Origin of the sequence: Streptomyces sp. NPDC091412 (assembly GCF_044756885.1) — a bacterium.
In the GTDB taxonomy this organism is placed as follows: domain Bacteria; phylum Actinomycetota; class Actinomycetes; order Streptomycetales; family Streptomycetaceae; genus Streptomyces.
Genome location: NZ_JBIVTV010000005.1, coordinates 233,699 through 258,985, shown reverse-complemented (window position 1 = coordinate 258,985; position 25,287 = coordinate 233,699). Strand labels below are relative to the sequence as shown.

24 protein-coding genes and 1 tRNA gene are annotated in these 25,287 nt (G+C 72.0%); 18 read left to right on the top strand and 7 right to left on the bottom strand.

Features of this window, described 5'->3' with window-relative positions; genetic code table 11:
• Positions 1 to 25: 25 nt before the first annotated feature.
• Positions 26 to 277: an acyl carrier protein gene (locus ACIQMV_RS15935; RefSeq protein WP_402593211.1), complete on the bottom strand. Its 252-nt coding sequence runs from the start codon at positions 275 to 277 to the stop codon at positions 26 to 28.
• A gap of 345 nt (positions 278 to 622) precedes the next feature.
• Here ACIQMV_RS15935 and ACIQMV_RS15930 point away from each other — a divergent pair, with 345 nt between their 5' ends.
• From ACIQMV_RS15930 to ACIQMV_RS15865, 14 genes are all read left to right on the top strand, one after another.
• Entirely contained in the window at positions 623 to 1,840 is a 1,218-nt protein-coding gene (locus tag ACIQMV_RS15930; protein WP_401779222.1) for a cytochrome P450, read from the top strand.
• Between the two features lie 136 nt (positions 1,841 to 1,976).
• Positions 1,977 to 2,201: an MbtH family protein gene (locus ACIQMV_RS15925; RefSeq protein WP_402593209.1), complete on the top strand. Its 225-nt coding sequence runs from the start codon at positions 1,977 to 1,979 to the stop codon at positions 2,199 to 2,201.
• 187 nt (positions 2,202 to 2,388) lie between these two features.
• Complete coding sequence (locus ACIQMV_RS15920) at positions 2,389 to 2,583, top strand: ferredoxin (protein WP_141356197.1); 195 nt, start codon at positions 2,389 to 2,391, stop codon at positions 2,581 to 2,583.
• Positions 2,584 to 2,997: 414 nt separating this feature from the next.
• A complete protein-coding gene (locus ACIQMV_RS15915) occupies positions 2,998 to 3,810 on the top strand; it encodes a LuxR family transcriptional regulator (RefSeq protein ID WP_402593207.1) in 813 nt (270 codons plus the stop codon).
• Positions 3,811 to 4,250: 440 nt separating this feature from the next.
• Complete coding sequence (locus tag ACIQMV_RS15910; protein ID WP_402593205.1) at positions 4,251 to 6,698, top strand: ATP-binding protein; 2,448 nt, start codon at positions 4,251 to 4,253, stop codon at positions 6,696 to 6,698.
• Positions 6,699 to 6,775: 77 nt separating this feature from the next.
• The gene (locus ACIQMV_RS15905; RefSeq protein ID WP_402593204.1) at positions 6,776 to 7,210 is read left to right on the top strand and encodes a roadblock/LC7 domain-containing protein; all 435 of its coding nucleotides are present in this window, start codon (positions 6,776 to 6,778) and stop codon (positions 7,208 to 7,210) included.
• Positions 7,207 to 7,584, top strand: coding sequence for a DUF742 domain-containing protein (locus tag ACIQMV_RS15900; protein WP_402593202.1), 378 nt, complete (start codon positions 7,207 to 7,209; stop codon positions 7,582 to 7,584). The genes ACIQMV_RS15905 and ACIQMV_RS15900 overlap by 4 nt, the downstream gene beginning before the upstream one ends.
• Positions 7,562 to 8,182 (top strand): GTP-binding protein, encoded by a 621-nt coding sequence (locus ACIQMV_RS15895; RefSeq protein WP_402593201.1) that lies wholly within the window; start codon positions 7,562 to 7,564, stop codon positions 8,180 to 8,182. The genes ACIQMV_RS15900 and ACIQMV_RS15895 overlap by 23 nt, the downstream gene beginning before the upstream one ends.
• Before the next feature lie 74 nt (positions 8,183 to 8,256).
• Positions 8,257 to 8,850, top strand: a complete 594-nt coding sequence (locus tag ACIQMV_RS15890) for a GAF domain-containing protein (protein WP_141356187.1) — start codon at positions 8,257 to 8,259, stop codon at positions 8,848 to 8,850.
• Between the two features lie 198 nt (positions 8,851 to 9,048).
• Positions 9,049 to 10,077 (top strand): L-threonine 3-dehydrogenase, encoded by a 1,029-nt coding sequence (gene tdh / locus ACIQMV_RS15885; RefSeq protein ID WP_141356185.1) that lies wholly within the window; start codon positions 9,049 to 9,051, stop codon positions 10,075 to 10,077.
• Positions 10,078 to 10,132: 55 nt separating this feature from the next.
• A complete protein-coding gene (locus ACIQMV_RS15880; RefSeq protein WP_402593199.1) occupies positions 10,133 to 11,332 on the top strand; it encodes a glycine C-acetyltransferase in 1,200 nt (399 codons plus the stop codon).
• A gap of 42 nt (positions 11,333 to 11,374) precedes the next feature.
• Positions 11,375 to 12,277, top strand: coding sequence for a LysR family transcriptional regulator (locus ACIQMV_RS15875; protein ID WP_402593197.1), 903 nt, complete (start codon positions 11,375 to 11,377; stop codon positions 12,275 to 12,277).
• Positions 12,278 to 12,339: 62 nt separating this feature from the next.
• Positions 12,340 to 12,699: an MmcQ/YjbR family DNA-binding protein gene (locus ACIQMV_RS15870; protein ID WP_402593196.1), complete on the top strand. Its 360-nt coding sequence runs from the start codon at positions 12,340 to 12,342 to the stop codon at positions 12,697 to 12,699.
• Positions 12,700 to 12,821: 122 nt separating this feature from the next.
• Positions 12,822 to 14,243, top strand: a complete 1,422-nt coding sequence (locus ACIQMV_RS15865; RefSeq protein WP_402593195.1) for an MFS transporter — start codon at positions 12,822 to 12,824, stop codon at positions 14,241 to 14,243.
• 73 nt (positions 14,244 to 14,316) lie between these two features.
• On the opposite strand, the gene ACIQMV_RS15860 is transcribed toward ACIQMV_RS15865, so the two are convergent.
• Both ACIQMV_RS15860 and ACIQMV_RS15855 read right to left on the bottom strand, forming a co-directional pair.
• Positions 14,317 to 15,270 carry a transketolase family protein gene (locus ACIQMV_RS15860; protein WP_402593193.1) on the bottom strand — a complete coding sequence of 318 codons (954 nt, stop codon included), beginning with the start codon at positions 15,268 to 15,270 and terminating at the stop codon, positions 14,317 to 14,319.
• Between the two features lie 104 nt (positions 15,271 to 15,374).
• Positions 15,375 to 16,082: a transketolase gene (locus tag ACIQMV_RS15855; RefSeq protein ID WP_402593191.1), complete on the bottom strand. Its 708-nt coding sequence runs from the start codon at positions 16,080 to 16,082 to the stop codon at positions 15,375 to 15,377.
• 150 nt (positions 16,083 to 16,232) lie between these two features.
• Here ACIQMV_RS15855 and ACIQMV_RS15850 point away from each other — a divergent pair.
• From ACIQMV_RS15850 to ACIQMV_RS15835, 4 genes are all read left to right on the top strand, one after another.
• Positions 16,233 to 16,306, top strand: a tRNA-Pro gene (locus ACIQMV_RS15850).
• A gap of 581 nt (positions 16,307 to 16,887) precedes the next feature.
• Entirely contained in the window at positions 16,888 to 17,439 is a 552-nt protein-coding gene (locus tag ACIQMV_RS15845; protein WP_402593190.1) for a hypothetical protein, read from the top strand.
• Between the two features lie 146 nt (positions 17,440 to 17,585).
• Complete coding sequence (locus ACIQMV_RS15840) at positions 17,586 to 18,515, top strand: hypothetical protein (RefSeq protein WP_402593188.1); 930 nt, start codon at positions 17,586 to 17,588, stop codon at positions 18,513 to 18,515.
• Between the two features lie 130 nt (positions 18,516 to 18,645).
• Complete coding sequence (locus tag ACIQMV_RS15835) at positions 18,646 to 19,011, top strand: DUF4440 domain-containing protein (protein ID WP_402593187.1); 366 nt, start codon at positions 18,646 to 18,648, stop codon at positions 19,009 to 19,011.
• A gap of 296 nt (positions 19,012 to 19,307) precedes the next feature.
• On the opposite strand, the gene ACIQMV_RS15830 is transcribed toward ACIQMV_RS15835, so the two are convergent.
• The 4 genes from ACIQMV_RS15830 to ACIQMV_RS15815 all read right to left on the bottom strand — a co-directional run bounded on the left by ACIQMV_RS15830 (position 19,308) and on the right by ACIQMV_RS15815 (position 25,178).
• Complete coding sequence (locus ACIQMV_RS15830) at positions 19,308 to 20,279, bottom strand: oligopeptide/dipeptide ABC transporter ATP-binding protein (RefSeq protein ID WP_402593185.1); 972 nt, start codon at positions 20,277 to 20,279, stop codon at positions 19,308 to 19,310.
• Positions 20,276 to 22,375 (bottom strand): dipeptide/oligopeptide/nickel ABC transporter permease/ATP-binding protein, encoded by a 2,100-nt coding sequence (locus ACIQMV_RS15825; protein WP_402593183.1) that lies wholly within the window; start codon positions 22,373 to 22,375, stop codon positions 20,276 to 20,278. The genes ACIQMV_RS15830 and ACIQMV_RS15825 overlap by 4 nt, the downstream gene beginning before the upstream one ends.
• A 1-nt stretch (position 22,376) precedes the next feature.
• Positions 22,377 to 23,327, bottom strand: coding sequence for an ABC transporter permease (locus ACIQMV_RS15820; RefSeq protein ID WP_384176452.1), 951 nt, complete (start codon positions 23,325 to 23,327; stop codon positions 22,377 to 22,379).
• A gap of 276 nt (positions 23,328 to 23,603) precedes the next feature.
• Positions 23,604 to 25,178: an ABC transporter substrate-binding protein gene (locus ACIQMV_RS15815; protein WP_402593520.1), complete on the bottom strand. Its 1,575-nt coding sequence runs from the start codon at positions 25,176 to 25,178 to the stop codon at positions 23,604 to 23,606.
• Positions 25,179 to 25,287: the final 109 nt, after the last annotated feature.

The window sequence follows — 25,287 nt, the reverse complement described above, 5'->3', positions numbered from 1 at the left end:
CCGCGGTGGTACCGCTCGCTCGGGGCTACTTGCCGGCGGCTTCCGCGACGACCTCTTCCACGCCCTTGAGGTTGACCATGCGGCCCAGTTCGGCCTGGTCGATGACGACGTGGAAGTGCTTCTCCAGGGCGGCGAGGATCTCGATGGCGCGCAGCGAGTCGGCGCCGTGGTCCTCCTTGAACAGGCTGCTCTCGGTGACCTCGTCCTCCTCGAGCTCGAGAATGTCGCAGACGATTTCCTTGATTTTCACGGACGTGTTCTCCGCAGAGGTCGTCATATCGCTCCTGCTCCCTCGTGATGGTGACGCCGGCCCGGACGAGCCGCGCATGGAATGGACGAGTTCGATCACCAAGGCCGGTACGGAAGTTCCCGACGCCGTACCGGCAATTCCCGGTGGAATTCGGCGCATCACTCACACGCCTCGGCGAACGTAGCCGGGGTGAACCTGCGTTCACCAGACCGGTACGAAGAATTCGAATCAGCCATCTGCGGTCCGTCCCGGAGCGGCACATCGAAGATTCCACATCAGCGCTGACGGCCGCGCCCGGCGGGGCCAGGCTGGTGGGCCGGACGTGCCCCGCGATCAGTGCGGAGGCACCGGACGACCGCAGGGAGAGCATCGATGGCAGCCGGCGGAGCGCTTTCGAAGCACTGGATGTTCAGTGACGACTACACCCAGAACCCGTATCCGACCTTCGCCGTGCTGCGCGCCGAACAGCCGGTGACCATGGTGCGGACGCCCGACGGAGCGCGGGCCTGGGTGGTCACCCGGCACGAGGACGTCCGCAACGCACTGGCCGACCCCCGGATGAGCCGGGACATCGGGAGCCTGTACAGGGCGCTCGGCCGGCAGATCGGCAAGGAGCTGACGCCTGCCGACGAGATCACGCATCACCTGGCCAACTCCGACCCGCCGAGGCACACCCGGCTGCGCAAGGCGCTGGTGTTCGCCTTCACCCCCAAACGGGTCGCGAACATGCGCCCCAGCCTGGAGAAGGTCGTCGACGAGCTGCTCGACGAGCTGGCCGGGCAGCCGCGGCCGGACCTGCTGGCCGGTCTCACCGAGCCTCTGCCGATCATCGCGATCGCCCAGTTGCTGGGCGTTCCGGCGTCCGACTGGCGGCAGTTCAAGGTCTGGTCGAACACGATGCGCTCCACCGACGCGGCCGATCCGACCGGCGTCCTCGCCGAGCACACCAGGCAACTGTCCGCGTACATGGCCGATCTGATCGCGGAGAAGGAGCGCCACCCGAGCGACGACCTCGTCTCCGCGATGGTGCACGCCGAGGGCGACAAGCTGCTGACCCCGAAGGAGATCCTCTCCACCGCGTTCGCGCTGATGACCGGCGGCAACGAGACGACCACCGCGCTGGTGACCGGCTGCTTCGTCGGGCTGCTGACCCACCCCGGGCAGGCCGCGCGGCTCAAGGCCGACCTCGACCGGATCCCCCAGGTGGTCGACGAGTTGATCCGTTTCGCCGGACCCATGATGTACACCCTTCAGCGGCTGACCCTGGAGGACGTCGAGATCGCGGGCACCACGATTCCGGCGGGCGAGATCGTGATGCTCTCCCCGGCCAGCGCGAACCACGATCCGGCGGCCTTCCCCGACCGGCCGGACGAACTGGACATCGACCGGCCGAAGCCGGCGCACCTCACCTTCGGCCACGGCATCCACTACTGCATCGGAACGCATCTGGCCCGGGCCCAGGCGGAGATATCGATCCGGCGCGTCTACGAGCGATTCCCGGACGTCCGTCTCGCCGTGCACCCGTCGGAACTGCGTTATCAGCCCGCCCTGCTCGTCAGGGCACCGGCCGCCCTCCCCGTCAGGCTCTGACATTCCTCGGCCGCTTACCCCGCTCGAAATCCAACCGTCCGGGAGGATCGAAAACACCGATACGAAAGATTTCCCGCAATCTCTTGTGGACACAACCCGGTTCAGGCGGACCGCATCGCAGGATGGAGAAGGGCATATGAGCACCAATCCTTTCGAGGACAACGACGCCGACTACTACGTGCTGGTCAATGACGAGGGACAGCACTCGCTGTGGCCGGCCTTCGCGGAGGTGCCGGCGGGCTGGACGGTCGCGCACGGCCGGGACGGCCGGGAGGCGTGCCTGGAGTACGTCAACGAGAACTGGACCGACATGCGGCCGCTGAGCCTGGTGCGCGAGATGGAGGCGGCGGCCGGCAAGTAGCCGGTGGCGGCGGGCTGATCTGTGCGCGGGGTGGTGACGGCCGCGGGGCGGTGACGCGACGCCCGCACGGATCAGCTCTTCTCGCGTCTTGAGTGTTCCGGGTGTTCCAGGTGTTCCAGGTGTTCCGGGCGGTCGGGGCCCGGCCTTCGGTCCGGTCAGGTCGCGCCACTTCTCCGAGGAGGAAGTCATGAAGGTACTCATCGACCAGGACGCGTGTGTCGCCTCCGGCCAGTGCGTGCTGACCGCGGCCGACGTCTTCGACCAGCGGGACGAGGACGGCACCGCCGTGCTGCTCGACGACAACCCGCCCGCCGACCGCGCCGACGACGTCCGGCACGCAGCCGCGGTCTGCCCTGCCCGGGCCATCCGGCTGGAGGAGTGACGGCGGACGGCGCGCACGGGGAAGCCGTCGGGGGTTCCGGCCGGTCTCCGGAGGTTTACTTCCCGGCAGAACTTTCTTTGTTCCAGGGGCCGTTGACGTGGAACATGTTGCCGAACTAGCGTCCCATCCGTTCAAGAACATCATACGTGTCCCAGGTGGGCCCCCACGCCCCATGAGGGCGGGGGACTCGCGCCCAAACCGCCGGCGCCTGCCAGTCCGAATCGCGCAGCCCGGCGGCCGGCAGTGCGCGATCGGGGCGCGGGCGCGGCCTTCACCGGGCATGCCCATCGCCATACGGTCGAGCACTCAGGTGCAGTCAGATTCGGCCAGACGGGGTGAGGAATGCGGAACCAGTTCGGGGGAAGGTCGCACGAACACGGGGGAGCCGACGGGGAGGGGGCGGTCCGGCACGACATGGACAAGGCCCTCCTGGACGTGCATTCGGTGATCCTCTCCACGGTGGCCAAGCACCGGGACGGGATGTCCCGGGCACCGCTCGCCACCGGGCTGAACCCGGTCGACCCCGAGATCGTGGCCGCCGCCGTGGAATTGGCGGAAGGGGCCGGACGTACCGTCGACGCCGTGGTCGCCTTACCCGCCCACGCGGAGGCCGTCTACGCGATGCTGCGTGAACTGCTGCTGAGACGCGGCGACTTGCGGGTCCGGATCCTGTGCACCCGCGCCACGCTCGACCACGACCGGGTGCGGGAGTTCGCCCGCAGGGGGCGCAAGGCCGTCCGCATCGCCCGCATTCCGCTGATGACGGCCCTGATCGCCGACGGCCGGACGGCGCTGGTGTGCACTGAGATGTCCGGCGAGCGCCAGGCGTCCGTCCTGCGGGCGTCCTCCGTGACCCAGTGCGGCCAGACCCTCTTCGACACCGTCTGGAGTCACGCGGTCGACGCCACCGCCTGGCTGGGCTTCGGCGCCCATTCCCGTGTCGAACTCGTCCAGCAGATACTCCACTACCTCCACACCGGGGCCACCGACGAGGCCGCCTCCCGTGAGCTGTCCATCTCCGTGCGCACCTATCGTCGGCACATCGCCACCATCATGGAACTCCTCGACGCCAGGTCCCGTTTCCAGGCGGGAGTGCGCGCCGCGGAACTCGGGCTGCTCACCCGCGTCCGCCCGGGGGCGGAACCGCCTCGCGGGTGTCCGCCGGCGGGATGGGCGGCGGGCGGCGGGACACCACCACCTCGCGGCGGCTACTCCCCGGTCGCCTGAGCACGGACCGACACGGCGGGTCACGGCGCCGAGTGCGCTGGTCGGGGCAGGGGAGGAGCCGAGATCGGTCCGGCCGGACGAGACCGGACGAGACCGGACCGAGACCGCATGGACGGCGGGGCCGGAGAGGAGATGCCTCTCCGGCCCCGCAGTCCGTTCATGACCGGTTCCGACCAGGCGGGATCGATGTATTTCGGTTCGCTGGTGTGTGGCGGCGCGGGTGCTCGCTCTGTCGTGCGAACGCTCATACCAGAGCGGGACGCTTCCTGGGGGATTTCGTCAACCTTCCCTCTCGCTTGGTGCGTTGGTGGCTACTGTGAGTGTCCGTGGGGCGACGCGGCGCCGTACACGCGCCGCTGTCGACCGGCACAGCGATGGAGCATGCCCGCTCGCGCCCCGGGCGCGAGTACACAGGCCCGACGGACCCGTACGAGGAAAAGATGTCTCACCTCCGTGCACCGGCCGCCCGCGCAGACCGCCGTGAGGGCGGGCGGCACGGGCGCCCGGTCATCCGCACCGTCCCCTCGCTGCCCGAGACCCGACTACGGCCTCAGCTGCTGCGCCTGGCGGTGCTGCCGCCGACCTCGGTCGCGCTCGGCGCCGGAGCGGCCGTGCTCTTCACCGTGCGCTCCACCGGCGCACGCCCCGGTCTCGTCCTGTGGGCCGTGCTCGCCGGAGCGTTCGCGGTCACGCTCGCGGGCATCGCGATCGCCGCCGTCGCCGCCGGCCGGGCCGCTCGTTCGGTGCACGACCGGATCGGCGTCCTGCGCCGCGGCACCGCGCGCCGCGAGGCCGAACTGCGCGCCCTCGTCGACGCCCTGCGCCAGGGCGAGGCCCCGCCGCTGCGCAAGCCACGCGGCGGCCCGCCGGAGGGCGCCGACGAGGTCGACCTGCTCGCGGCCGACCTGTCGCGCGCCCACGACGGGGCCGTCGCCGCCGTCGTGCAGGCCGCCCAGCTGTCCAGCCAGACGGGCAGCGAACAGAAACTGGAGGTCTTCGTCAATCTCGCCCGGCGTCTCCAGTCCCTCGTGCACCGGGAGATCTCCACCCTCGACGAGCTGGAGAACGACATCGAGGACCCCGACCTGCTCAAGGGCATCTTCCATGTCGACCACCTCGCCACCCGGGTCCGCCGGCACGCCGAGAACCTCGCCGTCCTCGGCGGCGCCGTCTCCCGCCGGCAGTGGAGCAACCCGGTCTGCATGACGGAGGTGCTGCGCTCGTCCATCGCCGAGGTCGAGCAGTACTCGCGGGTCAAACTCGCCCCGCCGATCGAGGGGCGGCTGCGCGGCCACGCCGTCGCCGACGTGATCCACCTGCTGGCCGAACTCGTCGAGAACGCCACGTTGTTCTCCGCCCCGCAGACCCAGGTCCTGCTGCGCGCCAACCTCGTCACCTCCGGACTCGCGGTCGAGGTCGAGGACCGGGGCCTGGGCATGCCGGTCGGCGAGCAGGTCCGGATGAACACCCTGCTGGCCGACCCCGACCAGGTCAATGTCGCGAGCCTGCTCGCCGACGGCCGCATCGGGCTGTACGTGGTGTCCCAGCTCGCCAGGCGGCACGGCATCACCGTCCGCCTGCAGACCAACATCTACGGCGGTGTGCAGGCGGTCGTCCTCGTACCGCAGGCACTCCTGGGAACGTCAACGGGAGCCTCCGGCACGTCATTCGGAGCGCTGGGCACCGGCATGCGGCCCCCGGCCCCGGCGCCGTACCCGCCGGGCGCCGTGCCGTCGCTCCCGGACGGCGGACACGGGCACGCTGTCCCGCCGGCCCTGAACGGCGGCGGCGCCCACCGTGCGCCGGCCGTGTCCGGCGGTCGCGGGGAGCCCGTGCGAGGCGTGCACGGCACCGGCGTACGACGCGCGCCGAGCCCCGTCACCGGCCTGCTCGGCGGCCCCGCCCGCCCCGGCGACACGCGCCGACGCGACGGCGGGATGCATCCCGTGGCGGGCGCCGACGCCCTCGACGCGCGCCGCGTCCCCGGCGCACACGGAGGCGTTCTGCCGCCGCGCGCCGTACCCCGTATGAACGGCGCCCCCGGACCCGTCACACCTGCGTCCGGGGGCGACACGCCCATGTCTGTGCCTGGGGCGATGTCTGATGGAGACATGCCTGTATCGGTACCCGCGCCGATGTCCGGGGGCGACACGCCCATGTCTGTGCCTGGGGCGATGTCTGGTGGCGACATGCCTGTGTCCGTTCCTGCGCCCATGTCCGGTGACGGCACGCCCATGTCCGCACCCGTGCCCGCTCCCAGGGGCGACACGCCCATGCCCATGCCGATGCCCGGGGGCGACACGCCCACCCCCGGCCCCGGCGGCGATCTACTGTCCACCCCCGCCCCCGCCTCGCCCGGTGACGATGCGCGGTCCGTCGAGCCCGCCGACGGCGACCACCTCGATCCCCTGCCGCGGCGAACGGCGCGCGAAGGGCAGGACACTCCCGCGGAGGCCGTGCCGGGCATCCGGCCCGCCGAGCGGGCCACCATGGAGGCCGACGCCGGTGCGCCGCCCGTTCCGCGCGCCGGAGTGGTGCGCGGAACCATGGAGAGGCCCCGACTGCCCCGGCGGCGCGCCCAGGAACACCTCGTGCCGCAACTGCGCGGTGGCCCGCTGCCGCGCCAGGAATCCGAGTGCGTCGCCGGCCACGACCCCGGGCTGATGGCGGCCTTCCGGCGCGGGACGGGACTCGCCGAGTCGGAGCAGCGCCGGGAGCCGGCCGCCGCGGAGCCGGCCCGCCCGCACGACCCGCACCCTCCGCACGACCCGCACCCCCCGGGCGGCGCCCACCCCCAGGACGCGTCCGGGGCGACGGAGGCACGGCCCGTGCTCCTGCCAGGACAGCACCTCACCCTCCGGCGCGACGGGAGTGAGCCGGCCGGATGACCAGCCCGCCCAGCCCCGCCACCACTCCCGACCCCAGCGCTTGCGCAGACCTTCGGACCCCAAGGAGTCGATCCACCATGGCGAGCGATGCGTCGACCGGCCGTGTCTCCGACCTCGACTGGCTGATGAGCGGCCTCGTGCAGCGCGTACCGCACACCACCAGCGCGGTGCTGCTGTCCTGCGACGGGCTGGTGAAGTCCGTGCACGGCCTCGACCACGACAGCGCCGACCACATGGCCGCCCTGGGCTCCGGCCTGTACTCCCTCGGCCGCAGCGCCGGCGTCCGCTTCGGCGACGGCGGCGAGGTGCGGCAGGTCGTCGTCGAACTGGACTCGACGCTGCTGTTCGTCACCACCGCCGGTACCGGCACCTGCCTCGCCGTGCTCGCCGGCCGGGAGGCCGACGCGGCCGTGCTGGGCTACGAGATGGCGATGCTGGTCAAGAGCGTCCGCCCCTACCTCGAGACCGCGCCACGGCAGCATTCCGTCGAATCCCGGGCGCTGCGGCCTTGAGCGCGGCGGCGGCCGGCGACAGGCCCTGGCTCGACGACGCGGCCGGACGGCTGGTGCGCCCCTTCACCGTCAGCGACGGCCGCACCCGGCCCAGCATCGCGCTCGACCTCATGTCGCAGGTGATGACCACCGGAGCGACACCGCTGGCCTACCTCGGCCCGGAGCACGGCCAGGCACTCGACCTGTGCCGTGCCCCCCTCCCGGTGGCCGAGGTCGCCGCCCATCTGAGGCTGCCGGCCGTGGTGACCAAGGTGCTGCTGTCCGACCTCGTCGACTGCGGGGCGCTGACCACCAGGCCCCCCGCGTACCAACACCACCCCACCGACCGGGCTCTTCTGGAGGCAGTGCTCGATGGACTACGACGACAGCTCTGACTACGACGGCGGCCTCGATCCCTTCCCCACCGCCCTGAAGATCCTGGTGGCGGGAGGGTTCGGGGTGGGCAAGACCACCTTCGTGGGCGCGGTCAGCGAGATCGCGCCGCTGAGCACGGAGGAGTTGCTCACCACGGTCAGCGCGGCCACGGACAACCTCGACGGCGTGGAGAACAAGGTCGAGACGACCGTCGCGATGGACTTCGGCCGCATCACCCTGGACCCGCGGCACGTGCTCTACCTGTTCGGCACGCCCGGCCAGGAACGGTTCTGGTTCATGTGGGACGAGCTGTGCGAGGGCGCCCTGGGCGCGGTGATCCTCGCCGACACCCGCAGGCTGGAGGAGTGCTTCGCCGCCGTCGACTTCTTCGAACGGCGCGGCCTCGCCTTCGTCGTCGGCGTCAACGAGTTCGACGGCGCCCACCGCTACGACCCCGAGGAGGTGCGGGCGGCCCTCGACCTCGACCCGAGGACCCCCGTGGTCCCCTGCGACGCCCGTATCTCCAGCTCGGGCATCCAGACCCTGCTGACCCTCGTCCGGCATCTCATCGCCCACGCACCCGCCGTCCCCGCACAGAGCCAGGGCGCGCGCAGGTGACCCCGGCACACTGACCCCCGTACACCGTCACGGAGCCCGTACATGACATACGCCGACAGCGACGGAGCCCGGCCATGAGCTACGACCCGCCCCGCCCGGCCGGTCGCCTGCTGCTGACCCCCGAGGACAAGGACGCCCCCGCGCGCACCGAGCGACTGCGGCGGCTGGGTCTGGGGGAGCGGCCCGAGCCGGCCCTGGACGCCTTCGCCGACCGCCTCGCCGCGTTCACCCGGGCGCCGTACGCGATGGTCAACTTCCTCGACGAGGAAGGGCAGTTCTTCGCCGGACTGCACCGGCCCGAGCGCGACGTCCTGACCGTCGACAGCGTCGAAACCGGCGGCGACGGAAGCCGGCGTGAGGTGGGCCGCCGTCTGGCCCGCGACCACGGTTTCTGCCCGCATGTCGTGGTGCGGCGCAAGGCGCTGGTGCTGGAGGACGTCAGCGACTACCCGCGGTTCGCGGGCAACCCGATCGTGGACGAGTTCGGCATCCGCTCCTATCTGGGGGCCCCGCTCATCGACAGTACGCAGATGGTGCTGGGCACGGTGTGCGTCGTCGACGTCGAGCCGCGGCCGTGGGGCAGGGAGGGGCTTCGGACCATCAAGGCGGCCGCGGCGGAACTCGCCCCGCGGCTGGAGCGCCGGGATACCGAGGGCTTCCTGTTCTGACGGCCGGGCGAAGGCCTCGCACCGCGCGTGAGCGCGCTCGCGGACGGCGTGAAGCGGAGCTGTGGCCGCGCTTAAGAAATCCTCGATGGACCAGCGTGCCGCCGTACGGCAGATTGCTACCGGAATCCACCCCTCTCCCCGGACGCGGGCTGCCCCGGCATGCCCGGCCCCGGGGCCGGAACCACAGGAGCGGTAGCGTTGAAGGCGCTGGTCAAGCAGAAGGCTGAGCCCGGGTTGTGGCTCGCGGACGTCCCCGAGCCCGCCATCGGACCCGGCGATGTACTGATCAAGGTCCTGCGGACCGGCATCTGCGGCACCGACCTCCACATCCGGGCCTGGGACGGCTGGGCCCAGCAGGCGATCCGCACCCCGCTCGTGGTCGGGCACGAGTTCGTCGGCGAGGTCGTCGAGACCGGTTCCGGCGTCGCCGACATCAAGCCCGGCGACCGGGTCAGCGGCGAGGGCCACCTGGTGTGCGGCAAGTGCCGCAACTGCCTGGCCGGACGCCGCCACCTGTGCCGGGCCACCGTCGGACTCGGTGTGGGACGCGACGGCGCGTTCGCCGAGTACGTCGCCCTGCCCGCCGCCAACGTCTGGGTGCACCGCGTCCCCGTCGACCTCGACATCGCCGCGATCTTCGACCCGTTCGGCAACGCCGTGCACACCGCGCTGTCCTTCCCGCTGGTCGGCGAGGACGTCCTGATCACCGGCGCCGGCCCGATCGGCCTGATGGCGGCGGCCGTCGCGCGGCACGCGGGCGCGCGCAACGTCGTCATCACCGACGTGAGCGAGGAGCGGCTGGAGCTGGCCCGCAAGATCGGCGTGAGCCTCGCCCTCGACGTCTCCCGGGACACGATCGCCGAGGGGCAGCGCACGCTGGGCCTGCGCGAGGGCTTCGACGTCGGCCTGGAGATGTCCGGCCGCCCCGAGGCGATGCGTGACATGATCGCGAACATGACGAACGGCGGCAAGATCGCCATGCTCGGCCTGCCCGCCCAGGAGTTCCCCGTCGACTGGGCCCGCGTCGTCACCTCGATGATCACCATCAAGGGCATCTACGGCCGGGAGATGTTCGAGACCTGGTACGCCATGTCGGTGCTGCTGGAGGGCGGCCTCGACCTCGCCCCCGTCGTCACCGGCCGGTACGGCTACGAGGACTTCGAGGCGGCCTTCGCCGACGCCGCGAGCGGCAAGGGCGGAAAGATCATCCTCGACTGGACCGTGTGACCGCGTACCCCCTTCTTCCGCCGCTCTTCTGCCGGCACCTTCAAGGAGCACCCTGATGTTCGACTCCGTGCGCGACGACCTGCGCGTCACCCTCGACGAGATCCGCGCCGCCGGGCTGCACAAGCCCGAGCGTGTCATCGGCACCCCGCAGTCCGCGACCGTCGAGGTCACCGCGGGCGGCCGTCCCGGCGAGGTCCTCAACTTCTGCGCCAACAACTACCTCGGCCTCGCCGACCACCCCGAGGTCGTCGCCGCCGCCCACGAGGCCCTGGACCGCTGGGGCTACGGCATGGCCTCCGTGCGCTTCATCTGCGGCACCCAGGAGGTGCACAAGGAGCTGGAGGCCCGGCTGTCGGCGTTCCTCGGCCAGGAGGACACGATCCTGTACTCCTCCTGCTTCGACGCCAACGGCGGCGTGTTCGAGACGCTGCTCGGCCCGGAGGACGCGGTCATCTCCGACGCCCTCAACCACGCCTCGATCATCGACGGCATCCGGCTGTCCAAGGCCCGCCGCTTCCGCTACGCCAACCGCGATCTCGCGGACCTGGAGCGGCAGTTGAAGGAGGCCACCGAGGGCGGGGCGCGCCGCAAGCTGGTCGTCACCGACGGCGTGTTCTCGATGGACGGCTATGTGGCGCCGCTGCGCGAGATCTGCGACCTGGCCGACCGCTACGACGCCATGGTCATGGTCGACGACTCCCACGCCGTCGGCTTCGTCGGCCCCGGCGGCCGCGGCACCCCCGAACTGCACGGCGTCATGGACCGCGTGGACATCATCACCGGCACCCTCGGCAAGGCGCTCGGCGGCGCCTCCGGCGGCTACGTCGCCGCCCGCGCCGAGATCGTCGCGCTGCTGCGCCAGCGCTCCCGGCCGTACCTGTTCTCCAACACGCTCGCCCCGGTGATCGCGGCGGCCTCCCTGAAGGTGCTGGACCTGCTGGAGTCCGCGGACGACCTGCGGGTCCGGCTCGCCGAGAACACGGCGCTGTTCCGCCGCCGGATGACCGAGGAGGGCTTCGACATCCTCCCCGGCGACCACGCCATCGCCCCGGTGATGATCGGTGACGCGGCACGGGCGGGCAGCATGGCGGAGCTGCTCCTCGAGCGCGGCGTGTACGTGATCGGCTTCTCCTACCCGGTCGTGCCGCAGGGCCAGGCCCGCATCCGCGTGCAGCTGTCCGCGGCGCACTCCACCGAGGACGTGAACCGCGCGGTGGACGCGTTCGTCGCGGCGCGTGCCGAGCTGGAGGGCTGAGCCGGAGGCCGACCGGTCGCAGGTCTTGCGATAATCGTTCGCATGATCGAAGCGCGGCGGTTGCACATCCTCCGTGCGGTGGCCGACCACCGCACGGTGACAGCCGCTGCCGCCGCGCTCTACCTCACGCCGTCGGCCGTCTCGCAGCAGCTCACGGCTCTGGAGCAGGAGACCGGTCACCGGCTGGTCGAGCGCGGCGCCAAGGGAGTACGGCTGACCCCGGCCGGGGAGATCCTGCTCAGCCACACCAACGCGGTCCTCGCCCAGCTGGAGCGGGCGGAGGCCGAACTCGCCGCCTACGGCTCCGGCGAGGCCGGCACGGTGACGGTCGCCGCCTTCGCCACCGGCATCGCGCAGGTGGTGGCGCCCGCGGTGGCCCGACTGGCGGGGACGGCGCCCGGCATCCGCATCCGCGTGCAGGACGCGGAGGGCGACGCCAGCCTGCCGATGGTGCTGGACCGGCAGGTCGACGTGGCGGTCGCCGTCGAGTACCGGGGCGCGCCGCCCGCCGACGACCCCCGGCTGACCCACGTACCTCTGTACGCCGAGCCGTTCGACGCGGTCGTCCCGGTGGCCCACCGGCTGGCCGGCGCCGCCGAGGTGCCGCTCGCCGAGTTGGCCAAGGACACCTGGATCGGCCCGTATCCCGGCAATCCCTGCCACGACGTGGTCGTCCTGGCCTGCGAGAGCGCTGGCTTCCAGCCCCGCCTGGAACACTCCTCCGACGACTTCCGCGCCGTCGTGGCCCTCGCCTCGGCCGACGCGGGCGTGGCCCTCGTGCCGCGCTCCGCGCTGCGCGGCATGGACCTCACGGGCGTGGTCGTCCGTCCCGTGGACGGAGTGGCGCCCACCCGCCGGGTCTTCGCGGCGGTGCGCCGGGGAGCCGAGGGACACCCGCTGATCCGCCCGGTGCTCCAGGCCCTGGACGAGGCGGCGCAGGCGTAGCGCCCGGCTGCACCAGGCTTCCTTGCGGGTGGCTGTCAGTGCGAGGGGTTAGCGTGCGGGGCATGCCGGATGCCCATGACGTACGCCGTATCGCCCTGTCCCTGCCGGACACCACGGAGAAGATCGCCTGGAGCATGCCCACGTTCCGGGTCGCGGGGAAGATGTTCGCCACACTCCCGGAGGAGGAGACCTCCATCGCCGTGCGCTGTCCCAAGGAAGAGCGCGACGAACTGGTCCTGGCCGAGCCGGAGAAGTTCTGGATCGCCGGCCACGAGGCGCAGTTCGCCTGGGTACGGGTCCGGCTCGCGGCGCTGGAGGACGAGGACGAGCTGCGTGACATCCTCGCCGACTCCTGGCGCCAGGCGGCTCCGCCGCGGCTGCTGGAGGCCCATCCCGGGATGGGACTGCCCACCACCCGCTGAAAATCCCTCGGGCGTTGTCAGTGGGCCGTGGCATGATCCGGAGGCAGTGGGCCGGCCGATGCGGGAGGGGCCGCGGTCGGCCGGGGAGCGGGGGATCGGTCGGGGAGGGGAGCGTCGAAAGGATGACCGGGACGTCGTCGCAGTCGTCGCCGGGGGAGGCGGCGGGGCGGGATGACCTCGTTGCCGGAGCCGGAGCCGGGATTCGAGGTGAAGCCGGGGCCGCGGCCGGAGTGGACGACGGCGGTGAAGCGCGGCCGGTGTGGTCGCGGGACTTCGCGCTGTTCTTCGTCGCGCGGGCCGTCGCCCGGCTCGGCGACACCATGCTGCCGGTCGCCCTCGCCGCGGGCCTGCTCCAGCACGGGTACGGCGCGGGCGCGGTCGGCCTCGCCATGGCCTCGACGGCCGCCGCCTTCGCCGGGCTCGTGGTCTTCGGCGGCGTCATCGCCGACCGGTTCAGCACCCGCAAGCTGATGATCGGCGCCGACCTGGTGCGGCTCGGCACCCAGGCCCTGGCCGCCGTGCTGTTCTACTCCGGGCACGTGGTGCTCTGGGAGATCTGCGTGATCGGCCTCGTCAACGGCGTGGGGGGCGCCGTGTTCCAGCCCGGCGTGGCCAGTACGGTGCCCAGGCTCGCCTCCGACGTCCAGGTGGCCAACGGCGCCATACGGATCGCGGAGTCCGCGGCCCAGCTCGCGGGCCCCGCCGCCGCGGGCCTGCTCGTCGGCTTCGCCTCACCCGGCGGGGTGTTCGCGGCGCACGCCGCCACCTACGGGGTCAGTGCCCTGTGCCTGCTCCTGCTCCGGCTGCCCCCGCTCATCCGGACCGGCGCCCCGGTCCGCACCCCGGACGGCACCGCGACCGGTGCCTTCAGGGCGGACCTGGTCGAAGGATGGCGGGAGTTCAGGGCCAGAACGTGGCTCTGGGGCGTCATCGCCGTGTGGTGCCTCTACATGATCGCCGTCTGGGGCCCGACCGTCCCGCTGGTGGCCACCGAAGTGGTGCAGCAGCACGGCCCGCGCGCCTACGGCCTGATCAACTCCGCCCTCGGCGCCGGCACCGTCGTCGGCGGCTTCCTCGCCCTGCGGCTGCGTCCCCGCCGTATGCTGCGCGCCGGCGCGTTCGCGCTGTTCGCCTTCGTCGGCTTCCCGGCGACGGTCGGGGCCGGCTTCGGCGTGCCGGCCATGGCGGCGGGCGCCGCCGTCGCCGGGGCGGGCATGTCGTTCTGGGGCGTGATGTGGGCGACCAGCGTCCAGACCCAGGTCCCGTCCGACGTCCTCAACCGCATCCACGCCTACGACGTGGCGGGCTCCCTCGCCATGATGCCCGTGGGCCAGACCCTGGCCGGCCCGGCCGCCACCGCCCTGGGCGCGGACCATGTGCTGCTGGTGTCCGCCGCGATGAGCCTCGTCGTACCGACGGTCCTGTTGGCGGTGCCCGCGATTCGCGGCCTCATACGGGCCGACGCGCGCGGCACCCACCGCCCGCACGCGCAGGACGGGACCGCGGACGCGGCCCCCGCGCGGACACACCCCGAGCGGCACTGACGACGGCGACTCCGGCCCGGCCACCGCCGCACGGGCTCCGCACGGCCTCCGCACGGCCTCCGCGCGGATGCCTTCAGGCGCCCGAGGTGTCCGCGGCGCCCGAGGTGCCCGAGGTGCCCGCCCCGGCCCGGGTCCCCAGGAACGCCGAGATCCGTTCCCGCAGCGACCGGGCGTCGAGCCCGTGCGCGGCGGTGTGCTCCTCCGCGGTCCCGTAGCGCCGCAGCTCGGCGCGGCCCACACCCAGCCCCAGGACGCGGTGCGGGACGTCGCGGAGCGCGTCGTTCGCCGCTGAGGTCGACGTGCCCGCGAGGTACGGCTCCACCAGGACGACGTCCGTAGCGGCCGCCCTAGTGGCCCGGCGCAGCGCGGCCGCGTCGAAGGGCCGTACGGTCGTCGCGTACAGGACGGTGACGTCCAGGCCCTCCGTCGCGGTGAGCACCGTGTCGAGCAGGGGCCCGACGGCGACCACCACACCCGAGCGGCCCTCGCGGACCGTCACGAAGTGCTCGCCGTCGACCGGGCGGCGGTGCGCGTTCGACTGCACGGACAGCCGTACGTAGACCTTGTCGTCGCCCGCGGCGACCGCGTGCCGCAGGAGTGTCTCGGCCTCGTCCGGGTGCCCGGGTACATGAACGGTCCAGCCGTCCAGGGTGTCGAGCAGCGCCACGTCGCCGGGGGCCATGTGGGTGTAGCCGCCCGCGGGCCAGTCGAAGGAGGCGGCGGCGCTGACCAGCACCGCGCCCGCCCCCTGGTGCCCGAGATCCAGTTTGACCTGCTCGAAGGGGCGCTCGACGAGGAAGCTCGCGAAGGTGTGCAGCACCGGTCGCATACCGGTCAGCGCCAGCCCGGCGCCTGCTCCGACGAGGAGCTGCTCGCGGATGCCGACGTTGATCACCCGGTCGGGATGCCGGCGCCGCGCGTCGGCGAAACCGTCCTTGCCGATCTCGGCGATGACGACCGCCACCCGCGGATCCTCGTCGAGCAGGCGCGAGACGGCCGGTGCGAGACGGTCACGCATGGTGTCCATGGAGGTCGAGCCCTTCTGTGTCGGGAAGCCGGGGGAAGTCAGTGGAAGCCGGGGAAAGCCAGGGGAAAACAGGGGAAGTCAGGGGTCTGCTCAGCGGTTCCGGATCAGGGGTTCTTCGGCTCGACCCGGGCCACCACCACATGCGGGCGGCCCGGATGCGGCGCGGTGAACGCGGCGTACAGCGCTTCGTGGTCGCGGCCGTCGACGCTCGCCGTCGACCAGCCCGCCGCCTCGAAACGGGCCGCGATGCCGCCGGGACGGGCATGGCCGGCGGAGGCGTTGTCGACGACGACGGTGTGCAGCTGTTCGAGTCCCGCGGGCCCGGCGAACGCGATGGCCTCGTGGTTGCTGCCCTCGTCCAGCTCGGCGTCCCCGGTCAGCACCCACACCCGGGGCCGGTTCAGCCCCTGGGCGCGCAGCCCCAGGGCCGTGCCGACGGCGATGGGCAGTCCGTGCCCGAGGGACCCGCTGCCGATCTCGACGCCCGGCACCAGCGTGCGGTCCGGATGGTGGCCGAGCGGGGAGTCGTAGGCGCCGAAGTCCGGCAGCCAGCCGACGGGCACGAAGCCCTTCGCGGCGAGCACCGCGTAGTACGCCATCGGGCCGTGCCCCTTCGACAGCAGGAACCGGTCCCGCTGCGGGTCGTCCCGCTCCTCCGGGCGGACCCTGAGCACCCGGTCGTAGAGCACCCAGAGCACGTCCAGCGTGGACGTGGCCGCCGGTCCGTGCTTCTCGTCGCCCGTCATGAGCCCCATCAGCCGGGGCAGGTCGGCGTAACCGTGGGCGCGTTCGGTCTCCTCGGTGATCGTCATGCCGACGATGGTGCGACCTCAACCAAACTTGAGGTCAAGTCCGGTCGCCCCGACACCGCCCGGACCAAAACCCGTGCGCGACCACCGACCTGAGTGCGGTATTGTTTTCCTGCACGTTCAGCCAGGGGAAACCCCAGGTCAGACGGGCACCGGGACGTGGCGCAGCTTGGTAGCGCACTTGACTGGGGGTCAAGGGGTCGCAGGTTCAAATCCTGTCGTCCCGACAGTGATGTCGGACGTTTCCGCAGGCAAGGGGCTCTCTTCTGAGGGCCCCTGTTTCGTGAGCGGGAGCAATCCGGGAGCCCACTTCCGCTCCCCGTGGTCCCCTCGCTCCCAACCGTGGTCATCGGTGTCCATCGATGTTGACCGTGAGATGCCCCGCCGCCGCTGACACGAGGCCTTCCCCGTCACGCCCGGGACCCTGCTGGCCTGGCACCGCAGGTTCATGGCCGCGAAGTGAGACTGACGGCGCCCGGCGCGCCCGAACCGGACGGCCACCGACCAAGACGGCACCGAAGAAGCTGATCCCGCAGTTCGCAGGAGGGGAGATCCGCCACGCGGTGGGCATCGACCCGGCCCCACGCCGCGCCGGCCCGACGTGAAGGGAGTTGCTCACCAGTCGGGCCGAAGGCGTCATCGCCGTCGACTTCTTCCACCTCGACACCGTCCTCGGTCACAGGCTCTACGCGCCGGCGTTCCTCCAACTCGGCGCTCGACGCCCGCACATCGCCGCCACCAGCGCCACTGGCGTGCCGCCCGCGGCTGGGGCGCCGATGGTTGGATGCCCGCGCCACGAGGGGAAGAGGTGCAGGAACCGGCAGCGCTGGCGCCGGTGTACCGACAACTGCGCAAGGCCTTCGAAGAAGGTAAGCACGAACCGGGTGCCGCTGACTTCTATTACGGCGAGATGGAGATGCGCCGCCACGCCGACGACATCCCCTGGACCGAGCGGAGCCTGCTCACCGTGTACTGGGCGCTGTCCGGCTACGGGCTGCGAGCCTCGCGAGCCCTGGGCTGGCTCATGGTGGCCGTGACCGCCACTGTGCTGGCGATGATGCTGTGGGGCCTGCCGCAGAACGACCCGAAGCCGAAGAGCACCGGCACGGTAGCCGACCGCAGTTTCACGATGACCACCGACATACCCGGCCCGGTCAACCCGGACGGTCCGTATGACGAGCGTTTGACGACCGGGCGGTTCGAGAAGTCCCTGCGGGCGGTCGTCAACTCGGTGATCTTCCGTTCCTCCGATCAGCAGCTGACCACCGCCGGTACTTACACCGAGATGGCGTCTCGCCTGGTCGAGCCGGCCCTCCTCGGGCTCGGTGTACTGGCGATCCGCGGGCGGCTGAAACGGTAGGCGGAAACCGATGGTTGAGCACGCATGGCCTGGCTGCGGCAGCCGTCCTACGCCTGTGCAACCCGCAGCCGGACCCAGGCGGCGGGGTTCTGCGCTGAGTACGCGTACTCATGTGCGCCAGGACGCCGGCTGACAGGCTCCGCGCTATGACGAGCGGCAGAGGGGCGCTGACGGCCCTGCATCTCTTCCTGGTCTGGGCGACGATGGCGGCCGTGGCGCCGGCGCTCGGTTTCGGGCTGGTGGTATCGGCCTGGGGTGAGGGGGCCGGTGCGACGGTACCGGTCCTCGCGTTGGGTGTACCGCTGATGGTGGGCCTGCTGGTCACGGCGGGCATACCGGTGCGGACCGTGGTGCCGCTGTGCGGCTCCGTGCCGCGGCGGCTGGGCTGGGCGGTACTGGTCTTCGCCCTCGGTACGCTCGGCGTCCTGGCAGGTCTGGCCGTCTACGGCGAAAGCGTCGATCTGGGGAGCGCCAGTACCCGGATTGTGCTGACGGGGGTGCCGTACGCCGTGGCCGCGGCGTTCTTCGTGCCGAGCCGGTGGGTGCGGCTGGGGGCGCTGGCCGTGCTGGTGGCCGGGGTGGCCTATGGGGGCTTCGTCGGCCCGGCGCAGGCGCAGCAGCGCCAGGACGAGGCGGAGGTCGCGCGGTACCGGGAGCATCCGGAGCTGCTGTACCTGGGCGCTGCGCCGCCGGGCATGCAGGTGTCCCATGCCGAGGTCGGCCCTGCCTCCTTCGGCGTCGACTACCGCCCCGTCCGGGAGGGCTACGAGGTGGGGTACGTGGGCCTCACGGTACGCCCGCCGCTCACGCCGGCTCCCCGATGCCCAGAGCCCGCGGAGAAGGGCGTGACCTGCACAGTGGACGCGCACGGCGAGATGCTCACGGTTCGCGACTTCCCCGGAGGCGGCCGCGCCGTCGCCCTCACCCGCCGCCACCGGAACGCGGAGGCCGAGGTCACCAGCCAGACCCTGGACGAACCCGGGCTACGCCATCTCCTGAACACTCTGCACCCACTGTCGGACACAGAGCTGGAGAAGCTGATGCGGGAAAAGAAGATCGATCACAGCCTTCGCTGAGAATCGCTCAAGCTTCGCTGCGAGAGGTCAGCGGGCGGTGCCGGCGCCCCAGTACACGGACCAGAGGCGGCTGAACCGGTTCGCCTTCGATTCGCTGTGCCTTGGCGAGCAGGGCTCTTAGGGTTCCTGCATGACGGATGAGAGTGAGGGGGCCGTGCGAGCGGCCATCGATGGGGAGATGCGGCTTCTCGATCCCGAGGTGCGTGCTTCGCCGTCCCGTGTCCTGGAGCTTCTGGATCCGGAGTTCACCGAGATCGGGGCTTCCGGACGCCGGTGGGATGTCGAGTCGATCCTCACGGTGACGAGTGGCGGCTCGGTGCCCCCGGAGTCTCCGGTCAAGGTCAGCGAAATGTCTGGAGTCGTTCTTGCTCCGGGTGTCGTTCATCTGACGTACTTCGCCGACGACCAGGGCCGTCGGGCATGGCGGAGCTCTGTGTGGCGTCTGACGGGGACGGGCTGGCGGATGTATTTCCACCAGGGCACTTTGACCGCTTGAGCGGGTAGAACCACCGCCCGCAAGGGCGGTGGGCCTGGGGTGTCACCAGGGCCGCCCGATACGTCATGGTCCACCGCATGGCTTCCGCCCCTTCGGGCTCGGCGCTCATCCAGCCCTCGTAGGAGACATCGCGAACGGGACGTCAGCGGCGGAGCGTGAACCCGGCCCGCGCACGGGCCCTCCCGTCCACCTCGGAAAGGACACGGGCCCTCCCGCCCACCTCGGAAAGGACACGGGCCCTCCCGCCCACCTCGGAAAGGAAAGGTGGAGGAGAGGGCCCGTACGCGAAGTCGTCCCTACGACCGGTCGTCCTCGGTCTGCGGATGGACGCAGTGCCACCGGTGGGACTCGCCGGGGCCGGACCCGGCCGCGGGGAAGGCGGTCGCGCAGGCGTCGTCGGCCTTCCAGCAGCGGGTGCTGAAGGGGCAGCCGGGCGACGGGTTGACCGCCGACGGCACCGGGCCGTGCAGCACGATGCGTTCGCTGCGTTCCATCAGGCTCGGGGTGGCCGACAGCAGGGCCTGGGTGTACGGGTGCGCGGGGGAGGCGGCGACGCGCCCCGCCGGACCCTCCTCCACGATCCGGCCGAGGTAGAGCACGGCGAGCCGGTCGGCGAGGTGCCGCACGGTCTGGATGTCGTGCGAGATGAACACCATGCCGAGGTTCAGCCGGTCCCGCAGGTCCACCAGCAGGTTCAGGACCTGCGCGCGTACCGACACGTCGAGTGCGCTGGTCGGCTCGTCGGCGACGATCAACTCCGGTTCCAGGGCGAGCGCGCGGGCGATGGCGACGCGCTGGCGCTGCCCGCCCGAGAGCTGTCCCGGCAGGGCCCGCAGGGTGTGCGCGGGCAGGCCGACCAGGTCCAGCAGCTCCTCGACCCGCGCGTCGCGTGCCTTGTCGTCGCCCCGCCGGTGCACGTCCAGCGGGTCGCGCAGGATCCGGCCCACCGGCAGCCGGGGATTCAGGGCGGTCGACGGGTCCTGGAAGACGACGCCGACGGAGGAGCCGAACTCGTCGCGCCGCCGGGCACCGGGCATCGCCCACAGGTCCTCGCCGTGGAAGGTGACCGTGCCCTCGGTGGGCCGTTGCAGACCGGTGAGCACCCGGGCCAGGGTCGACTTGCCGCAGCCGGACTCGCCGACCAGGCCGACGATCTCCCCGCGCCCGACCTCCAGCGAGGCGTCGGTCAGGGCGTGCACGTGGCTCCGGTCGAACAGGCCGCCGCCGCGGGCCTTGTGGCGTACGTGTACGTGGTCGAGCCGGATCATCGGGTGCTCTCCTGAAGCAGGGCGGCCGGCACGGGGTGGTGGCACGCGGTGCTGTGGTCGGGCCCGCCGCCGGGCAGGGGCGGGGTGGTGCGGCACAGATCGGTCGCCGCGGCGCAGCGCGAGGCGAACCGGCAGCCGTCCCCGAAGCGTCGGGGCGCCGGAACGATGCCGGGGATCTGGTGCAGCCGCTCGGCGCCCGCCTCCAGCGACACCACCGAGCCGAGCAGCCCGCGGGTGTAGGGGTGGGCGGGCGCGGAAAGCAGCGACCGGGTCTCGGCGACCTCCGCGACCTGGCCGGCGTACATCACCGCGATCCGGTGTGACAGATCGCCGACGAGCGCCAGGTCGTGGGAGACGAGGATCATCGCGAAGCCGAGCTCGTCGCGGAGCCGTTCGAGCAGCTCCACCACCTGGGCCTGGACCGTGACGTCGAGCGCGGTGGTCGGTTCGTCCGCGATCAGGAGGCGGGGGCTGCGCGAGAGCGCCATGGCGATCAGCACACGCTGACGCTGGCCGCCGGAGAGTTCGTGCGGGTAGCTGCGCAGGGTCCGCCGGGGATCGAGGCCGACCAGTTCGAGGAGTTCGGCGGGGGTCTGCGTACCGCCGCGGCTGGTGAGCTGCTTCAGCTGCCGGCCGACGAGCACCGAGGGGTTCAGCGAGGAGAGCGCGTCCTGGTAGACCATGGCGATCTCCGGGCCGTTGAGGGCCCGGCGCTGCCGGGGGCCGAGCTCCAGGAGGTTCCGGCCGCGGTACTCGACGCGCCCGCCGACCTCGGCGTTGCGGGCCAGCAGGCCCATGACGGCCAGGCTGGTGATGCTCTTGCCGCAGCCCGACTCGCCGACCAGGCCGAGGGTCTCGCCCTCGCGGACCGAGAAGGAGATGCCGTCCACGACCCGGGTGTCGCCGTAGCGGTCGGGGAAACGGATGGTCAGGTCCTTCACGGCCAGGAGTTCGGCCGCGTCGCCGGCGACCGGCGTGACCGCGGGCGGGCCGCTCAGCACACGCGCCGACAGCCGGGCGAGCGCGGCGTCGACGTCCGCCGCGGCGACCGGATCGACCGGGGTGACGACCGGCCGCGCACCGCCGTCGGACTGGGCGGAACCGGCGGGATCAACGGCACCGGCGGCACCGGCGGACTCGCCGGAACCGCCGTCGGCGGACGTGGCGGACCCGCTCACGGAGGACGTCGCGGACCCCGTCGCGGAAGACGCCCCGGACCGCGGATCCCCGTCGTCGGCGCGCGCGTCGGACGGTGCCGCCGCCGCGTCGGTGAGGCCCTCGGACAGGATGTTCAGGGCGAGCACGGTCGCCAGCAGCACCAGTCCGGGCAGCAGGGTGGCCCACCAGCCGCCCGACAGCAGGATCTGCCGGCCGTAGGACAGGACGTTGCCCCAGCTGGGGTCGGGGTCCTGCACACCGGCGCCGATGAAGGACAGGCTGGCCTCGAAGATGATGGCGTCGGCGACCAGCACCGTGGCGAACACCATGACGGGCGCGGCGCAGTTGACGGCCACGTGGCGGACGACGATGTACGCGCGGCGGGCGCCGATCACCTTCTCGGCGGCCACGTAGTCCTCGCCGTACTGCGCCATGACGTTGGCGCGCACCACGCGGGCGAGCGAGGGCATGTAGACGAAGGCGATGCACAGGATGAGCACCGGCAGGCTGGTGCCGAAGACGGTGACCAGCACGGCCGCCAGCGCGATCGGCGGGAAGGCCATGACGATGTCGAGCGTGCGCATCACCGACTCGTCGCCCAGTTTGCGCGAGGTGGCGGCGAGCGAGCCGAGGACCGCGCCCAGCACGAGGGCGGCGGCGGTCGAGCCCAGGCCGATGACCAGGGAGTACCGGGCGCCGTAGACGACACGGGCGAAGACGTCCCGGCCGACCCGGTCGGTGCCGAACCAGTGGGCGCCGCCGGGTGCCTGGACGGGGGTGCCGGTGGCGAGCGGATCGGCGGCGATCAGCGGCGCGAACACGGCGGCGAGGACCACGATCCCCAGCACGCCCAGGGCGAGGCGCGAGGACAGGGGAAGTGCCCGGAACCGGATGCCGGGGCGGGACAGTCTCGTGACGAGACCGCTTCTGGGGAACATGTCACACCGTCCTGATACGCGGGTTGACCAGCAGGTACAGCAGGTCGACGACGACGTTGACGACCAGGAAGGCGACGGCGATGGTGAGCACGGTGCCCTGGACGAGGGCGACGTCGCCGCCGGTGACCCCCTCGAGGATCAGCTTGCCCATGCCGGGCAGGTCGAAGATCGTCTCGATCACGACCGCGCCGCTGAGCAGGTAGCCCACCCGTACGCCGAGCACGGTCAGCGGAGTGATGAGCGCGTTGCGGAGCACGCCCCGGACGACGACGTGGCGGGGCAGTCCGTTGCCGGTGGCGGTGCGTACGTAGTCGCGGTCCAGCTCGGCCACCATGGAGGTCCGCACCAGACGGGCCAGCGAGGCCGCCACGGGGACAGCGAGGGCGAAGGCCGGCAGGGCCATGGACCTGAGCCAGCCGCTGAAGGAGTCGGCCGGGTTGACGTAGCCGCCGGTGGGGAACACCGGGCTGTTCAGGGCGAACTGCTGGATGAGCAGCACCCCGAGCCAGAACGACGGGACCGCGACGCCCGCGATCGACAGCACACGGGTGAGCTGGTCGGGCCACCGGTCCCGGAAGACCGCGCCGGTCACGCCGAGCACGAGGGCGAGGACGATCGCGATCACCAGGCCCAGGGCGGTGAGCTGGATGGTGAGGGGCAGCGCGACGGAGATCCGGTCGAGCACCGGCTGGCTGGGCGGCACGGTGGAGCCGAGGTCGCCGCTCAGCAACTGGCCGAGGAAGTGGACGTAGCGCACCGGCAGTGGGTCGTTGAGGCCGTTGGCCTCGGCGAAGGCGGCACGGGCCGCGGCCGAGGCGCCGTCGCCCAGGGCGTTGTAGGCGGGGTCGACCGGCGAGAACTGAAGCACCACGAAGACGAGCAGCGTGATGCCGAGGATCATCACCGGCATGATCGCCAGACGGCGCAGCGCGAGCCGGAGGAATGTGACCATCGTGGGTTCCTAGGGAAGGGGAGGGCACCGGGGCGGGGGGGGGGGCCCCCCCCGGGGGGGGGGGGGGGGCCCCCCGCCCGGGGGCCCCGCCGGGGGGGGGGCCGCGCCGCGGCCCGGGGTCGGGCCCGCGGGGGGGCGGGGCGCCCGGCCGCCGGCCCCGCGGGGGGGGGGGGGGGGGGCGGGGGGGGGGGGCGGGGGGGGGGGGGGGCCGGGGGGGGGGGGGGCCGGGGGGGGGGGGGGGGGGCCGCCCCCCGCGGCTCCGGGGTCAGACGCGGGTCAGGCGCGGCTGACGTCCAGGAGGGACAGGCCCGTGGTCGGCAGCGGCTCGAAGCCCTTCAGCGCCTTGTCGTTCCAGGCCGTGGGCAGCTTGCGGTGCAGGACGGGGTAGAGGGCGGCCTCGTCCGCGACCAGGTCGACGGCCTGGCCCCACAGGTCCTTGCGCGTGGCCTCGTCGGTGGCCTGGGCGGCCTTGTCCAGCAGGGAGTTGACCTTCTTGTACGCGGCGGTCCCGCCCCAGCCGTAGCGGCTCTCGGGCCACAGCCCGGAGTAGTACCAGCGCATCAGCAGGTCGACGTCGTTGCCGAAGACGGACGGGTCGCCGGGGGCGAGCAGGACCGTGTAGGAGCCGGCGTCCACCTTGGCGTACTGGGCGGAGGACTGGCCGATGCTCAGCGTGGTCTTCACGCCGATGGCGTCCCAGCTCTCCTTGACCAGCGGGGCCACGTCCTTGACCCAGCCGGTGTCGGTGGTGAGCAGGGTGACCTTGAGGTTCTTGACGCCGGCCTCGCCGAGCAGCTTCCTGGCCCTGGCCGGGTCGTGCCCGTAGACCGTGGCGGCCTGCTGGAAGTCGGGGTGGGTGGGCTGGAGGTAGCTGCGGGCGGCCGAGCCGTTGCCGGCCATGGCCGTGGTGATGAGCTTGTCGGTGTCCAGCGCGTAGTGGAGCGCCTGGCGCACCCGCTTGTCGTCGAAGGGCTTCTGCTTGCAGTTGAACATCAGGAAGAGCAGGCCGAAGGACTGCACGGACTCGACCTTCGCCTTCCTGGCGAGGCGGTCCACGTCCAGGTAGGGCACGTCCTCGATGGCCTGCACCCGGCCCGACTCCATGGCGCTGACCCGGGCGGCGGGGTCGGAGACCAGGCGCCAGACCATCTTCTTGGCCTTGGCCGGGTGGCTGCCGTTGTACTTGTCGTACGCCTCGAAGACGATCTTGTCCTCGCGGGTCGCCGAGACCATCCGGTAGGGGCCCGAACCCACGGGCAGGGCGTCGAAGCCCTTCTGGTCCGCCTCCACCAGCTTCTTCGGAACGATCTTGGCGACCGAGACGCGGCCGGGGAACAGCGCGAAGGGGTACTTCAGCTTGAACTCGACCGTCCTGGCGTCGACCGCCTCGACCGAGTCGAGGAACGGCAGGAACTGCGCCATCAGGGAGGCGTTCTTCTCGTCGAGGATCCGCTCGAAGCTGTGGACGACGTCCTCGGAGGTGACGTCGGAGCCGTCGTGGAAGGTGGCGCCCTCGCGCAGGGTGGCGCGGTAGGTGGTGGCGTTCACCTTGACGGGCAGCGCGGTGGCCAGACCGGGCCGGGCCTGGAGCGTGGCCGGGTCCAGATCGACCAGGCCCTCGAAGACGTGCAGGTTGGCCGCGATCGGGGTGGCGCCCGAGGCGATCATCGGGTCGAAGCCGGTCGAGAGCGGGTAGGAGATACCCGTCTCGATGGTGTCCGTGCCTCCTCCGCTGCCCGCGCCGGTGTTCGAGCCGGTCGAGGCCGGGCCGCTGCACGCGGAGATCGAGGCGGTCAGGGCCGAGGCGGCCCCGAGGGCGCTCGCGTAGCGCAGGAATCTGCGACGATCCATGCCGACGGGCGTCTTGTACGACACGTGGGGTCCCTCCTGGGGCGGCACAAAGCCAGGAAACGGTAGAGGAATTGGGGCCGCGCCATCAGACGTCTGATGTCCGACCTTG

Excerpts from the sequence above, each read along its gene's own strand:
- ACIQMV_RS15870 (WP_402593196.1), top strand. The coding sequence starts at position 12,340 with ATGCCGGATGCCCATGACGTACGCCGTATCGCCCTGTCCCTGCCGGAC.
- ACIQMV_RS15875 (WP_402593197.1), top strand. The coding sequence starts at position 11,375 with ATGATCGAAGCGCGGCGGTTGCACATCCTCCGTGCGGTGGCCGACCAC.
- ACIQMV_RS15935 (WP_402593211.1), bottom strand. The coding sequence starts at position 277 with ATGACGACCTCTGCGGAGAACACGTCCGTGAAAATCAAGGAAATCGTC.
- ACIQMV_RS15815 (WP_402593520.1), bottom strand. The coding sequence starts at position 25,178 with ATGGATCGTCGCAGATTCCTGCGCTACGCGAGCGCCCTCGGGGCCGCC.
- ACIQMV_RS15890 (WP_141356187.1), top strand. The coding sequence starts at position 8,257 with ATGAGCTACGACCCGCCCCGCCCGGCCGGTCGCCTGCTGCTGACCCCC.
- ACIQMV_RS15820 (WP_384176452.1), bottom strand. The coding sequence starts at position 23,327 with ATGGTCACATTCCTCCGGCTCGCGCTGCGCCGTCTGGCGATCATGCCG.
- ACIQMV_RS15835 (WP_402593187.1), top strand. The coding sequence starts at position 18,646 with ATGACGGATGAGAGTGAGGGGGCCGTGCGAGCGGCCATCGATGGGGAG.
- ACIQMV_RS15880 (WP_402593199.1), top strand. The coding sequence starts at position 10,133 with ATGTTCGACTCCGTGCGCGACGACCTGCGCGTCACCCTCGACGAGATC.
- ACIQMV_RS15920 (WP_141356197.1), top strand. The coding sequence starts at position 2,389 with ATGAAGGTACTCATCGACCAGGACGCGTGTGTCGCCTCCGGCCAGTGC.
- ACIQMV_RS15905 (WP_402593204.1), top strand. The coding sequence starts at position 6,776 with ATGGCGAGCGATGCGTCGACCGGCCGTGTCTCCGACCTCGACTGGCTG.
- ACIQMV_RS15930 (WP_401779222.1), top strand. The coding sequence starts at position 623 with ATGGCAGCCGGCGGAGCGCTTTCGAAGCACTGGATGTTCAGTGACGAC.
- ACIQMV_RS15860 (WP_402593193.1), bottom strand. The coding sequence starts at position 15,270 with ATGGACACCATGCGTGACCGTCTCGCACCGGCCGTCTCGCGCCTGCTC.
- ACIQMV_RS15825 (WP_402593183.1), bottom strand. The coding sequence starts at position 22,375 with ATGTTCCCCAGAAGCGGTCTCGTCACGAGACTGTCCCGCCCCGGCATC.
- ACIQMV_RS15840 (WP_402593188.1), top strand. The coding sequence starts at position 17,586 with ATGACGAGCGGCAGAGGGGCGCTGACGGCCCTGCATCTCTTCCTGGTC.
- ACIQMV_RS15915 (WP_402593207.1), top strand. The coding sequence starts at position 2,998 with ATGGACAAGGCCCTCCTGGACGTGCATTCGGTGATCCTCTCCACGGTG.
- ACIQMV_RS15830 (WP_402593185.1), bottom strand. The coding sequence starts at position 20,279 with ATGATCCGGCTCGACCACGTACACGTACGCCACAAGGCCCGCGGCGGC.
- ACIQMV_RS15910 (WP_402593205.1), top strand. The coding sequence starts at position 4,251 with ATGTCTCACCTCCGTGCACCGGCCGCCCGCGCAGACCGCCGTGAGGGC.
- ACIQMV_RS15855 (WP_402593191.1), bottom strand. The coding sequence starts at position 16,082 with ATGACGATCACCGAGGAGACCGAACGCGCCCACGGTTACGCCGACCTG.
- ACIQMV_RS15925 (WP_402593209.1), top strand. The coding sequence starts at position 1,977 with ATGAGCACCAATCCTTTCGAGGACAACGACGCCGACTACTACGTGCTG.
- ACIQMV_RS15895 (WP_402593201.1), top strand. The coding sequence starts at position 7,562 with ATGGACTACGACGACAGCTCTGACTACGACGGCGGCCTCGATCCCTTC.
- ACIQMV_RS15865 (WP_402593195.1), top strand. The coding sequence starts at position 12,822 with ATGACCGGGACGTCGTCGCAGTCGTCGCCGGGGGAGGCGGCGGGGCGG.